Raw genomic sequence first — 13332 nt, forward strand, 5'->3', positions numbered from 1 at the left:
TCCGCACCGGCGCGCCCACCGACGCCGCCGACTTCGCCACCGCCCCCGCACGCCCGCGTCCTGGACGGTGCCACCGACCTCCCCGCCCTCCCCGACGCCCTGGAGCCGGACCTCGCGGGGTAGCCACGCCCCCCGGCGGCGCGCCAGCCGGGTGGTGGGCGGCGGTCGCGGCGTGCCCGCGGTCGTCCGGCGGCGCATCCTGGCAGGAGGTACGCGCCCGAGCCCGGAAGGGGAGACGCCCCGTGGACTCTCCAGCACCCCCCGCGCCCGCCCCCGGCCAGGACCCGGCGCGGGAGTCCGTCCCCGCGAGCGCCGCGGTCCTGCTCGACCCGGCGGGCACCGTCACCTGGTGGTCGCAGGGCGCCGCCGACCTGTTCGGCGTCCCCGCCGACGGCCTGCGCGGCCGTCCGGCCGCCGAGCTGCTCGGCGGCCCGCTGCCCACCGGCACCGCCCCCGTCGAGGGCGCCCGACTGCGGCGCGCCGACGGCGGTTCGCGCACCGTCGACCTGCGCCTGCTGCCCGCGGGCCCGCCCGGCGGCGGCGCGCTGCTGACGATCACCCCGCAGCCCGCCGACCCGGCCGGCCTCGGGCTCCCGGACGCCTCGCTGGCCCGGGCCGTGCTCCAGCAGGACCGCATCGCCACCGCCTACCTCGACCGCGGCCTGCGCCCCGTCCGGCTCAGCGCCGCCTTCGACGCCCTGCTGGTGAGCGGCCTCGGCACCGGCCCGGACGGCCAGGACTGGCTGGAGCGCCTGCGCACCCCCGAGGGCGTGCCCGCCCGGGCCGCCTGCGACCGGACCGCCCTCGACGGCACCGCCGTCATCGGGGTCGAGCACCGCCTGGACGAGCAGCGGGTCTTCTCCCTCACCTGCTTCCCCGCCGCCGACCCCGACGCCGACCCCGACGGGCGCCCCCGCGGCGTGGTCGTCGTCCTGGTCGAGCTGCCCGCCGCCGGCCGCGCCCGGCTCGGCCTGGCCGAGGCGTACCGGCGCGCCGCCGAGATCGGCGGCTCCCTCGACGTGGTCGGCGGGGCCCGCGAACTCGTCGACGTGCTGGTTCCGGCTCTGGGCGACCTGGCCGCCGTCGACTTCCCCGACGCCGTCCTGCAGGGCCGCGACCCGCAGCTCGGCTACCCCGGCGTCCAGGCGTCCGCGCCGCGCCGGGTCGCCGCGAAGGCCACCGGGGGGCGCTGGCCCGCCCCGCTCGTGCAGGTCGGCGAACCCGTCCCCACCGTCCCCGACCGGCCGGAGATCGCGGCCGTCGCGGTCGGCGGCGCCCTCGCCTTCGACCCGGACAGCGCCCGCTACGCGCTCAGCGGCGACCCGCGGCTGATCGCCGCGCACGTCCCCGCGGGCATGCGCTCCGCGATCGGCTGCCCGCTCTACTACCGCGGCCGGCTGTTCGGCTACGTCATGGTCTGGCGCACCACCACCCCCGAACCGTTCGACGACGCCGACGTGAAACTCGTCCAGGACCTGTGCGACCGCACCGCACTCGCCCTCGACAACGCCTTCCGCTACACCCGCGAGCACGCCACCGCCGTCGTCCTCCAGAACAGCCTGCTCCCGCCGCCCACCACCGACACCACCACCGCCTGCGAGAGCACCGGCGCCTACCGGCCCGCCGACGGCACCCTCGGCGTCGGCGGCGACTGGTACGACGCCTTCCCGCTCTCCTCGCTGCGCACCGCCCTGGTCATCGGCGACGTCACCGGCCACGGGCTCCAGGCCACCGCCACCATGGCCCGGCTGCGTACCGCCGTCCACACCCTCGCCGAACTCGACCTGCCGCCCGACGACCTGCTGATCCGCCTCAACGACCTGGTCCAGCGGATGGCCGCCGAGTCCGCCGAGCCCGACACCGTCGGCGCCACCTGCCTGTTCGCCGTCTACGACCCCGTCGGCCGGGAACTGCACACCGCCAGCGCCGGACACCCCCCGCCGCTGCTGCTCACCCCGGACGGCACCGCCCGCTACCTGCCGCTCGACCCCGGGCCGCCGCTCGGCGCGGGCGACAGCGCCTACGAGGTGCACCGCACCGTGCTGGAGCCGGGCAGCCTGCTCGCCCTGTACACCGACGGCCTCACCGGCCACGACCCGGACGCCGCCATGCCCGGCCTGCTCACCCGACTGCCCGGCCTCGCCCCCGCCGACCGCCCCCTCCAGGACGTCGCCGCCGACCTGCTCGCCGCCCGCCCCGGCGCCGACCACCCCGAGGACGACACCGCGCTGCTGCTCGCCCGCACCCGCGCCGTCCTGCCGCAGTCCACCCTGACCCGGCGGTACGCCGACCTCGCCGACGTCCAGCGGGCCCGCGCCGACACCGGGGCCCAGCTCGCCGCCTGGGGCCTGGACCACCTCGCCTTCGCCGCCGAACTCATCGTCAGCGAGCTGGTCACCAACGCCATCCGCTACACCCACGGCCCCGCCGTGCTGCGGCTGATCCGCGACCGGACGCTGGTCTGCGAGGTCTCCGACCCCTCCAACACCCAGCCGCGCCTGCGCCGCGCGCTGGACAGCGACGAGGGCGGGCGCGGCCTGTTCCTGATCGCGCAGCTGGCGGAGCGCTGGGGCTGCCGGTACGCGGAGCGCGGCAAGACGATCTGGACCGAACTCGCCCTGGAACCGCGGTTCTGAGCCGGCGGCCGCGGTTCCGCGCCCCGCGGCCGGCCGTCACAGCCCCAGGTCGTGCCCGGTCTCGGTGAGGTGGCGTGCCATCGCCCCGGCCGCGGCGTCCGGGTCGCCGGCGACGACCGCGTCGAGGATCTCCCGGTGCGCGTCGACGGTCTCCTGGTGGCTGCTGCCGCGCTCCTCCCGGCCCTGGAAGCTGGTGCGGCGGGCGTCCAGCAGGACGCCGTTCATGGCCGACAGGATGAAGGAGAGCACGTTGGAGTCGGCCAGGTCGGCCAGCGCCTGGTGGAAGGCCAGGTCGGCGGCGATGAAGGCGTCGCGGTCGCCGGTGCGCTCGCGCATGGCGGCCAGCGCGAGTTCGGCCCCGTCCACCGAACCCTGTCCGGCGGCGACCCGGGAGGCCGCGCGGCGGGCGAGCTCGCCCTCGATCACCCGGCGGGTCTCTATCAGGTCGCGCAGCTCCATCGAGTTCTGGCTGAGGCGGAACTCCAGGATCTGCTCCAGCACCGTGGGGGAGGGCACCGCGACCCGGGCCCGCCGGCCCTGGCTGGAGACCAGCACGCCCCGGGCCACCAGGGTCCGGACAGCCTCGCGGACCACCAGGCGGTTCACCCCGTGCCGCTCGGCCAGCTCGCCCTCGGCCGGGATCTCGTCACCGGCCCGCAGGTCGCGCTCCTTGATCTCCGCGATGATCTCCCGGACGATCTGGTCGCTCAGCGTCCCGCGTCCGACCGTCATCCGACCAGCCCCCCGACGGCTCCCGGGCACCCGTCCGCGACGGCGGACCGTCGCCCGCCGCCCCGCGGGGCCTGCGCCACCGGGAACACTCCACCGAGCATGCGCGAGCTCCCCTTCCTGGTCCTGGGCGAGCACGACCATAGCACCGCCCCCGGCCTGGCAGCACAGCTTCCAGGCCGGGGCGCCCGGCCGGGTCCGCCGCGCGCCCGCGCCTCCGGTCGCGGCCGTCAGTCCGCCGCGCCGGCCGCCCAGCGCAGGCCGCCCAGCAGGTGGCGGCGGAAGAGCGGGTCCGCGTACGCCTCCTCCCGGTGGCCCAGGGCGGTGAAGAAGGAGCGGCCCGCCCCGGACTCCCGGCACCACACCAGGGGGTGGTCGCCGCCCATGCCGCCGCCCCGGTAGCCCGACTCGTCGACGGTCGCCAGCACCCGCACCCCCGGCCGCGGGCCGTCCCGGAAGTCGTACCACTCGTCGCACCACGGCCAGCGCGCCGGCAGGTGGGCGGTCGCCGGGTGGTCCCGGTCCTCCACCAGCACGGTGGCGGGCTGCACCTCGGGGTGCCCGGCGAAGCGGGCGCCGAGCAGCTCGCCGTAGTACGGCCAGTCGTACTCGGTGCAGGCGGCCGAGTGCACGCCCGCGAAGCCGCCGCCGCCCTCCACCCAGCGCCGCAGCGCCGCCCGCCCGTCCGGGGTGAGCACCTCGCCGCTGGTGGACAGGAACACCACCGCGCCGCGCCCGGCCAGCGAGGCGTCGGTGAACACCGCCGGGTCCTCGGTGGCGTCGACGGCGAAGCCGTGGTCCCGGCCCAGTTCGCGCAGCGCCGCCGTCGCGGCCGGGAGGGAGGCGTGGCGGTAGCCGGTGGTGCGGGTGTACAGCAGGACGTCGGTCAGTCGGCCGGTGGCGGGCATCGCGGGTGCTCCGGGTGGTGGTTGCGGTGGCGGGTTCGGCGGTTCGCTCAGGCCGAGACGGACAGCGCCGCGCGGCTCACCGGGTGGGCGAACTCCCGTCCGGCACAGTACCGTTCGACCTCGTCCAGGGCACCGGCGGTGATCCGCAGCAGCTCGCCGCCCAGCGAGCCGGCGATGTGCGGGGTGAGCAGCACGTTGGGCAGCGTGTACAGCGGCGAGTCGGCCGGCAGCACCTCGGGCTCGGTGACGTCGAGGACGGCGTGCAGGCGGCCCGAGCGCAGTTCGGCGGTCAGCGCCGCGGTGTCGACCAGCGAGCCGCGCCCGGTGTTGATGAGCGTCGCCCCGTCCCGCATCAGCGCCAGCCGCCGGGTGTCCAGCAGGTGGTGGGTCTCGGGCAGCGCGGGGGCGTGCAGCGAGACGACGTCGCAGAGCGGGAGCAGCTCGTCCAGCTCGGCGGGCCGGGCCCCGAGGGCGCGGGCCCCGGCCGGGTCGAGGTGGGGGTCGGCCACCAGGACGTCGAAGTCGAAGGGCCGCAGCAGCTCCAGCACCCGGCGCCCGACCAGGGAGGCGCCGACGACGCCGATGGTGCGCCGGTAGTTGCCGAAGCCGGGGAAGTGCGCCGACCAGTCCAGGGCGGCCCGGTGCTCGCGGTAGAGGCCGCCGATCTCCAGGACGCGCTTGTTGGCGAACAGCATGGCGGCGAGGGTGTACTCGGCGACCGGGACGGCGTTGGCCGCGGCGGCCGAGCTGACCCGCAGCCCGCGCTCCCAGCACGCCTCCGTCACGTGGTGCTTGACGCTTCCGGCGGCGTGCACGACGGCCGCCAGCGCGGGCAGCCGGTCCAGCGCGGCGGCGTCCAGCGGGGGGCAGCCCCAGGAGGTGACCAGCAGCTCGACGGAGGCCGGGTCCGCGATCCGGTCGAAGTCCCCGGCGGCCTCGACGACGAGTCCCGGGTCGAGGTCGACGTGGCGGGCGAGCCGCTCGACCGCGGCCGGGGGGAAGAGCGCGTCGCGGTGCCGGCGGCCCATGGCGAACAGGGCGCGCGGGCGGTGCGCGGCGGGTTGGGCGGGCGGGCGGTCCGGAACGGGCCGGGCGGGCGGGGTCGTGGGCACGGGGATCCTCATGTCGATGGCCTACTTGACGGCGCCGGCCGTCATGCCGGACTTCCAGAACCGCTGGAGCATCAGGAACAGCACCACCAGCGGGGCCACGGACACCAGCGATCCGACCACGGCCAGCAGGTAGTCCTGCGGGTGCCCCTGGGAGAGCGCGGACGAGTACCAGACGTACAGGCCGAGGTTGACCGGGAAGAGGTCCTTGTCGGACAGCATCACCAGGGGCAGGAAGAACGAGTTCCAGATCTGGGTGAACTGGAACAGGAAGATGGTCACGAAGGCCGGGGCCAGCATCGGGAAGGCGATCCGGCAGAACGCCCGGAACTCGCCCGCCCCGTCCATCCGGGCGGCCTCCAGCACCTCGTCGGGCACGTAGGCGGCGCTGAACACCCGGGCCAGGTAGACCCCGAACGGGAAGACCAGGCCGGGCAGGAAGACGCCCCAGAAGGTGTTCACCAGGCCGACCCGGGCGGCGAGCAGGTACAGCGGGACCGCCAGCGCCGTGCCCGGCACCATCACGCCGAGCAGGGCGAAGGCGAAGAGCTTCTCCTTGCCGGGGAAGGCCAGCTTGTCGAAGGCGTACCCGGCGGCCACCGCGAACACCGTGGCCAGCAGCGAGCCGACGCCGGCGTACAGCACCGTGTTGCCGATCCAGCGCAGGTAGATGCCGTGGTCGGTGCTGAACAGGTGGCCGAGGTTCTCGAGGAGCGCGAACCGCCTGCCGGGGGCGAAGCCGTTGGTGCCGAACAGGTCCTGGCGGCTCTTGGTGGAGGACAGCACCAGCCAGAGCATCGGCAGCAGGGTGTAGAGGGCGGCCAGGCCCAGCACCGCGGTCACGCCGGCCCGGGACAGCAGCGCCGGGTGGCGCGGGCGGGGGCGACGCCGGGCCGGGGTGCTCGGGCCGGGCCGGGCCGGGGCCGCGGCGGGGGCCGGGGCCCGGAGGGTCGGGGGCTTGGTCACGGCTGGCTCCTGTGGCGCGACAGACGGGTGACGAGGAACGACAGGGCGGCGGCGAACAGCGCGATGAGCAGCGAGGCGGCCGCCGCCAGGCCGAAGTCGTTGCGGGTGAAGGCGGCGGTCTGGACGTACATGTTGGGCGTCCAGCTGCTGCCGATCGCGCTGGAGGCGCTGTAGATGACCTTCGGCTCGGTGAACAGCTGGATCGACCCGATCACCGTGAACAGGACGGCGAGCGCGACCGAGGGGCGGATCATCGGCAGCTTGATCGACAGGGCGGTGCGGAGGCCGCCCGCGCCGTCGATCCGGGCCGCGTCCAGCACCTCGCCGGGCACCGCCTTGAGCGCGGCGTAGAAGATCACCGTGTTGTAGCCGGTCCACTCCCAGACCGCGATGTTGGCGGTGGAGAGGACCGCGTTGTCCGCCGACAGGAAGTCGACGTTCCCGAGCAGGCCGATCACCGGGCTGAGGCCGGGGGTGTACAGGTAGACCCAGATCAGCGCCGCGATCAGGCCGGGCACCGCGTGCGGCAGGAACAGGGCCAGCTGGAAGAAGGCCCGGGCCCGGGCCAGCCCCGAGTCCAGCAGCAGCGCCAGGGCGAGCGCGCCGCCGATCATCACCGGGATGTAGACCACGACGTACAGGACGATGGTGAGGAACCCGTGGCGGAACGCCGGGTCCGCCAGCGCGTGGGTGAAGTTGTCCAGGCCGGCGAAGACCCGGTGGGCGCCGCCGAAGCCGAGGCCGGAGGTGCGGGTGGTGAACAGGCTCATCCAGCCCGCGTAGAGCAGCGGGGCGAGGGTGACGGCGCTGAACAGGACGAGAAACGGTGCCAGGAGCAGCGCGGCGGTTCGGCGCTGGGCACGGGCTGACGGGCTTGCCATACCGGCTTCCTCGGGGGGTGCGGGGGAGGGCCCGGCGGTGGCCCGCCGGGCGGGCGGCGGGGCGGGCGCGGGCCCACCAGGGGTGGCGCGGACTACGGGGCGAGCTGCATGCCGCGGTGCCGGACGTCCTCGACGGTGGCCTGCTGCGCGCCGTTCAGGACGTCGGCCAGGCGCGCGCCGCCGGCGACCTTGGGCAGCTGGTCGACGATCGCGGTGTTCGTGGTGCCCATCACCGGGCCCCAGGTCCAGCCGGGCAGGACCGCGTCGTAGGAGGCGCCGCCGACGGCGTACACGTCCTGGCCGCCGAAGTAGGTGGTGGGGTAGGCGGCCTTGGCGACCGGCACCAGCTTCGGGTCGGCGGGGAACATGCTGCTGGTCCCGGAGGAGACCCAGGCCCTCATGCCCTCGGGGTCGGTGGTGATCCACTTGATGAACTCGGCGGCGGCCGGGCTGTTCTTGGCGCCCTTGGGGATCACGAAGGACGAGCCGCCGTACATCGCGGAGGCCGGTCGGCCGTCCCAGGTCGGGACGGGGGCCACCGACCACTTGCCGGCCTGGTCGGCGACGGTCGCCTGGAGGGAGCCGGCGCACCAGCTGGCGCAGACGTAGGCGACGGTCCGGCCCTGCTGGACGCTGGTCCAGAACGGGTCGAGCGTGCTCAGCGAGCCGACCAGGTCCTGCTGGGCGAGGTCGCTCCAGTAGTCGGCGACCTTGCGGGAGGCCGGGTCGGTCAGCGACACCTTCCAGGAGTCGCCCCGGATGCCGAACCAGTGCGCCCCGGCCTGCCAGGCGAGGGCGGTCAGCAGCCCCGGGTTGTCGGTGAACAGCACCCCGCCGCGGGCGTCCGGGTCGGCCTGCTTCACCTGCTGCGCCATCGTCCGGTACTCGTCCCAGGTCGTGGGGACGGCGATCCGGTGGGCGGAGAAGAAGTCGTTGCGGTAGTACATCATCAGCGGGGCCGCGTCCCGGGGGACGCCCCAGGTCCTGCCGCCGAGCTCGACCAACTGCCGCACCGGCTCCGGGAACTCGTCCCTGACCGTGGCGGTGAGGCCGGCGTCCAGGCTCTCCAGGGCGCCCTGGGCGGCGAACTCCGGCAGCTGCGGGTACTCGACCACCGCGACGTCCGGGACGGTGCCGGCCTTCACCGCGTTGGTGAGCTTGGAGTAGTACTCCTGGCCGGACGGCACCGACTCGAAGGTCACCTTGATGCCCGGGTGGGACTGGTTGAACGCCTCGGCGACCTTGTCGGAGCCCTTGACGAAGGACCAGAAGGTGACCGCGCCGGTCGCCGGTCCGGCGGCGGGCCCGGGCGCGGACGACCCGCTCTCCGCGCTTCCGCAGCCCGTGACGAGGGCGCCGATGATCGCCACGGAACAGGACAGCAATGTCAGGCGTCTACGGAACATGGGGTGCCACCGATCGTTTGCTGGGGTGTCACCGTCATCATTCGGTACGTACGACAGCCCGTCAACACATATGCTTTCGAATGTTAGAAACGAAAGCATTACGACATCGGAAGTCCCCGCCAGGGCCGCACGGGCTCAGGACGGCCCGGCGGCCCCGCAGGAGGCCCGCACCCGCAGTTCCGGGCGGAGCAGCACCTCGGCCAGCGGCGCGGCCGGGTCGGCCAGCCGGCGCAGCACCAGCTCCAGCGCCCACGAGCCCACCGCCTGCTTGGGGGGAGCCACCGCGGTGAGCGGGATCTCGCTCAGCTCGGCCACCTCGTCGTCGTAGGTGATCATGGCCAGGTCCTCCGGCACCCGCAGGCCCCGGGCCCGCAGCAGGCCGAGCAGGGTGATCGCGTCGATGTCGTTGTGCACCAGCGCGGCCCGGAACCCGCCCGCCGCCACGGCCCGGACCACCTCCTCGAAGCGGGCGTCGGCCGCCGCCGCGTCACCGGTGGTGGTGATCCGGTACTCCGGCCCCGGGGCCAGCCCCGCGGACTTCACCGCGTCGGTGTAACCGGCGCTCAGCAGCGCGGTGTTGGGGCTCTCGGCCCGGGCCACCAGGGCCACCCGGTCGTGCCCGAGCCCGGCCAGGTGGCGCACCGCCAGCGCCGCGCCGTACGCGTGGTCGGAGGCCACCTGCTCCAGCCGGCCCGCCGCCGGCCCGGCCCGGCGCTCCACCAGGACGGCGGGCACCTCGATGCCGCCCAGCCAGCGCTCGGTCTCCTCCAGCGGGCGCAGGCCCGGGTGCAGCATCAGCAGCAGCCCGTCGACACCGCCGGCCAGCAGCCGGCGCACCTGCTCCTGGTTGTCCGCCAGCGACTCCCCGGAGACGGCCAGCACCACCCGCACGCCGCGCGCCCGGGCCGCGTCCTGGACGCCCCGGATCACCTCCGCGTAGTAGTAGCCGCCCGGCGGCACCACCAGCCCGACCGTGCGCTGCTCCGCCCCCTCCGGCCCGGCGGCGGCCCCGGCCGGGGCCGTGGTCGCGGTCGGGGCCCGGCCCGCGGCGGAGGACCGGGCCGCGGCGGAGGACCGGGCCGCGGCGGGGGCCGGTTCGGGCGCGGCCAGCGCCCGTGCGCCGCCGTGCACCCGGGCCAGCAGCCCCCGGTCGGCCAGCTCCCGCACGTCCTGGCGCAGGGTGACGGCGGAGACGCCCATCTCCGTGGCCAGTTCCTTGACGGTGATCGCGCCCCGGTGCTCCACCGCGCGCAGGATCGCCTGCCGCCGTTCGTCAGCCAACACCTCTGGTCCTCCCTCGGTAGCGAGCGAACGGTTTCCCCTTCACTCGACAGACGAAAGATATCAATCAAAGGTCTACACCTGGCGCGGATCACCGAATCGGCCCCCGCCGGAACCCGGCGGGGGCCGATGAGCCCGGCGGGGCCCGGTCTAGCGGTGGTCGTCCACCTCGATCAGGTTGTGGTCGCGCAGCGTGTACAGCTTGCCGCCGTGGGCGTTCAGGTGCGGCCCGCTGTACCAGGCGCCGTTGACCCCGGCGACCACCGTGCCGACCGCGAACGTCTTCGGGTCGAAGCGGAACAGCGTGGTGGTCGAGACGCCGTAGACCGCCCCCCGGTTGACCACCAGGGCGGCGAAGCCCTGGCAGACGGCGCTCACGTCCGCGGTGAACAGCTGCTCGCGGGTGCGCAGGTCGATGACGAACGACCTGCCGTTCCGGGTCAGCACGTACAGGTGGCGGCCCTGCGCCGCCATCGCCGCCACGCCGCCGGACGAGCCGGTCTGCTGCGTCTCGGTCCGCCACTGCTCCTTGCCGGTGCGCGGGTCGACGGCGACCACGGTGCCGCGCGGCCCGGTCTTGGCGGCGTTGTCGCCGCCCAGGTAGGCGGTCCCGCCGTGGGCGGCCACCGCCCGGACGTGCTGGACGCCGTCGATCGGGTTGACGAAGCAGGCCGACTTCCGGGTCCGCGGGTCGTACGTCCACAGGGCGCCGCCGCCCGCGGTGTCGTTCTGCACGGCGACCAGCAGCAGCCGGTGGTCCCGGTCCCAGCAGGTGTCCAGCGGCCGGTTCAGCTCGGAGGCGAAGGACGCGACCTGCCGGGGCTGCCCGCCGTCGCGCGGGTCGTAGCACCAGATGCCCTGGGCGTCGTACTGGCCGGTGTGGAGGACGCCGTCGATCACCTCGGCGTCCTTGGCCTCGCCGGGCGCCCGCAGGTTGAGCACCTCGCCGTTGCGCAGGCCGTGCCGGGCGATGGTGCCGTTGCCGCCCAGGTAGAGGTAGCCGCCGCCGGCCGCCACGCCCATGGCCGCCTGGGCGTCGGCGGGCGCGCCCGCCTCGCCGAGGTCGGTGGTCACCGAGGTGCCGGCGGCCGGGTCGATCTCGACCAGGAGGCCGTAGCCGGAGACCACCGCCAGCTTCCCGCCGGTCCGGTCCAGGCCCCAGATCTCGCCGAGGTCCGGCCCGTCGAAGGCCAGCGGGGTGATCGTCCGGTCGGCCTTCGAGTAGACCTGCACGCCGGTCTCGGAGGCGAAGTAGAACCGCTCCGCGTCGGCCGCGAAGGTCTTGACCGTCTTGCCCCGGGTGGGCACCAGCGTGTAGTCGGACAGGTCCGCCAGGTTCATCACGGCGAACTTCGCCGGGTCCGTCCCGCCCGAGGTGCCGACCAGCAGGCGGTCGCCGAAGACGGCGAGTTCGCGCAGGCTCGGGTCCTGCTCCATCTCCTTGGGCACCACCGAGGAGAAGGTGCGTGCGGCCCGGTCGTAGGCGTACAGCGAGGCCTTGCTCGCGCCGCCCCCGCCGGCCAGGATGCTGCCCGCCCCGAAGAAGACGGTCGTGTCGGTGGCGGCCACCGCCCGGGCCAGCGTCGCGTTCGGGTCGGGCGTGCCCAGGTCGGACACCTCGCCGGTGGCCGGGTCGTACTCCCACAGCACCGGCGCGACGTTCGGCATGCCGCCGACCGCGTAGACCTTGCCGTCGGGGGCGACCGCGAGGTCGCGGATGTCGCGGTCCCCGGTCCGGCCGACCGGGACGGCGGGCCGGTCGGGGGTGGAGAGGTCCCAGCGGTACAGGTTGGGCTTGCCCTGGTCGGCCTTGAGGATCACGCCGATGTACAGGTACCGGCCGGTGGGGTCCGCGGCGAGCGCCTGGACGGACGGCTCCGGACCGGCGTCGAGATCGGTGCGGGAGACCACCTTCCGGGTCGGCAGGTGGAAGCCGATCACCCGGGACGGGTTCAGGTTGCGCGAGCCGATGTAGACGGTGTCGCCCACCAGGACGCCGCTCATCAGCGAGAACTGGACCAGACCCGGCCCCAGGTCGGTCACCGTCGGGGCGCCCGGCGCCCCGACGCCCGCCGCGGGGGTCGCGGCGGCGGCCCGGGCGGCGGGCAGCGATCCGGCGGCGAGGACCGCGCCGAACGCTCCGCCGGCCCGCAGGAGGCGGCGTCTGCTCAGGAAGGGACTGTCGGTCACTGCTGCTCCTCGTGGGGGTGGTGCTGCTACTGGGGGTCGGCGTCGGGAAGCCGGAGGATGCGGATGCCGTCGTGCCGGACGGTGCGGGTCGGGACGTCCCCGGCCGCGGTCGACTCCGAGGGCCGGTACAGGCCCCACTTGAGGTAGCCGTGGTCGGCCGGCGAGCTCGGCTTCCAGGTGGCCACCCCGTCGAGCGCGATCACCTGCCGGTAGTCGCACTGCCCCGGGAGCCGCACCGAGACCCGGAAGCAGCCGGTGTCGTCGGCGGCCCAGCGCACGTCCACCCGGAAGTCCATCCACCGGTCGACGTACGGCTGGAAGTCGGCCACGACCGTCTCCTGGAAGTCCAGCTGCGGCGAGCGGAACGCCACCGCGTTGCGCTTGGCCATCAGGTAGAAGGCCGGCGGCTGGCCGCCGCCGTACTTGCCCTGGAAGAAGATGTCGCCGGTCGTGCTGCCGCCCGGCCGGTACGGCTGCCAGTCCCGCAGCTGGGCGCTGAACTCGTAGCGCTCGCTGTCGCCGGGGCGGAAGGTCCCGTTCGGCAGCAGGTCCGTGGCGCTCTCGCTGCGCGGGGCGCCGTCGGAGACGTAGGCCGGGTCGTCCAGGGTCACCCGGTGCTCCACCGCGTACGGACTCCGGTCGCCCGGCCGCACGACGGCGGAGGCGTCCGGCGCGCTCGCGTGGGTGGTGGTCAGGCCCGGGACGCCGGAGTCGAGCGTCCCGCTCTCGTAGTCCACGTCCAGCAGGGCCGGGCCCGGCTGGGTCCCGAGCCCCGCGCAGCCGGTCGCCGGGGTGGCGCCGGCCGGGCGGGCGGGGGTCCGGGCCTGGGCTTGGGCCTGGGCTTGGGCCGCCAAGGCGGGCACCAGCAGTGCGGCCACGAGCAGGGGAGCCGATGCCTTGCGAAGTCCGACCATGCCGCTCCTCCGGAGCCCGTGGAACCAAACGACATCACTTGAGCCGCATCCGGCGGCTTTCGATGTCGAGCATGCTGGCATGTTTCATGTGATATCGAAAGGCTGTCGGCGGAAGTTTGCCGAATCGTGGGGTGGCGCGCCTCGCACTCCGCCCGGAGACGCCGACGGCCCGGCCCCTCCGTGGCAGGAGGGCCGGGCCGTCGAGGACGGGCTGGGGTCAGGCGGGGAGTCCGATGGGGCGTTCGCCGTTGCGTCGTTGTTGGATGACGACGGCGATGACGAGGAGGGTGCCTTGGGCGACGTTCTGCCAGA

The 13332-nt window shown here is 74.9% G+C and carries 10 protein-coding genes; 1 reads left to right on the forward strand and 9 read right to left on the reverse strand.

Annotated elements, in window-relative coordinates; genetic code table 11:
* Positions 1-242: 242 nt before the first annotated feature.
* The gene (locus tag ACIP60_RS31745) at positions 243-2636 is read left to right on the forward strand and encodes a SpoIIE family protein phosphatase (RefSeq protein ID WP_400691057.1); all 2394 of its coding nucleotides are present in this window, start codon (positions 243-245) and stop codon (positions 2634-2636) included.
* 36 nt (positions 2637-2672) lie between these two features.
* On the opposite strand, the gene ACIP60_RS31750 is transcribed toward ACIP60_RS31745, so the two are convergent.
* The 9 genes from ACIP60_RS31750 to ACIP60_RS31790 all read right to left on the reverse strand — a co-directional run bounded on the left by ACIP60_RS31750 (position 2673) and on the right by ACIP60_RS31790 (position 13020).
* On the reverse strand, positions 2673-3368 hold the full coding sequence (locus tag ACIP60_RS31750; RefSeq protein ID WP_400691060.1) for a FadR/GntR family transcriptional regulator: 696 nt from the start codon (positions 3366-3368) through the stop codon (positions 2673-2675).
* 227 nt (positions 3369-3595) lie between these two features.
* Complete coding sequence (locus ACIP60_RS31755; RefSeq protein ID WP_400691063.1) at positions 3596-4273, reverse strand: ThuA domain-containing protein; 678 nt, start codon at positions 4271-4273, stop codon at positions 3596-3598.
* 47 nt (positions 4274-4320) lie between these two features.
* Entirely contained in the window at positions 4321-5301 is a 981-nt protein-coding gene (locus tag ACIP60_RS31760) for a hydroxyacid dehydrogenase (RefSeq protein ID WP_400691089.1), read from the reverse strand.
* A gap of 105 nt (positions 5302-5406) precedes the next feature.
* A complete protein-coding gene (locus tag ACIP60_RS31765) occupies positions 5407-6348 on the reverse strand; it encodes a carbohydrate ABC transporter permease (RefSeq protein WP_400691066.1) in 942 nt (313 codons plus the stop codon).
* Entirely contained in the window at positions 6345-7229 is an 885-nt protein-coding gene (locus ACIP60_RS31770; protein ID WP_400691069.1) for a carbohydrate ABC transporter permease, read from the reverse strand. The genes ACIP60_RS31765 and ACIP60_RS31770 overlap by 4 nt, the downstream gene beginning before the upstream one ends.
* A gap of 92 nt (positions 7230-7321) precedes the next feature.
* Positions 7322-8599, reverse strand: a complete 1278-nt coding sequence (locus ACIP60_RS31775) for an ABC transporter substrate-binding protein (protein ID WP_400691072.1) — start codon at positions 8597-8599, stop codon at positions 7322-7324.
* 171 nt (positions 8600-8770) lie between these two features.
* Positions 8771-9919, reverse strand: coding sequence for a substrate-binding domain-containing protein (locus tag ACIP60_RS31780; RefSeq protein ID WP_400691075.1), 1149 nt, complete (start codon positions 9917-9919; stop codon positions 8771-8773).
* 147 nt (positions 9920-10066) lie between these two features.
* The gene (locus ACIP60_RS31785) at positions 10067-12106 is read right to left on the reverse strand and encodes a PQQ-binding-like beta-propeller repeat protein (protein WP_400691078.1); all 2040 of its coding nucleotides are present in this window, start codon (positions 12104-12106) and stop codon (positions 10067-10069) included.
* A 26-nt stretch (positions 12107-12132) separates the two neighbouring features.
* Positions 12133-13020: a heparin lyase I family protein gene (locus ACIP60_RS31790; RefSeq protein WP_400691081.1), complete on the reverse strand. Its 888-nt coding sequence runs from the start codon at positions 13018-13020 to the stop codon at positions 12133-12135.
* Positions 13021-13332: the final 312 nt, after the last annotated feature.

Origin of the sequence: Kitasatospora sp. NPDC088783, assembly GCF_044750705.1 — a bacterium.
GTDB classification, from domain to species: domain Bacteria; phylum Actinomycetota; class Actinomycetes; order Streptomycetales; family Streptomycetaceae; genus Kitasatospora; species Kitasatospora fiedleri.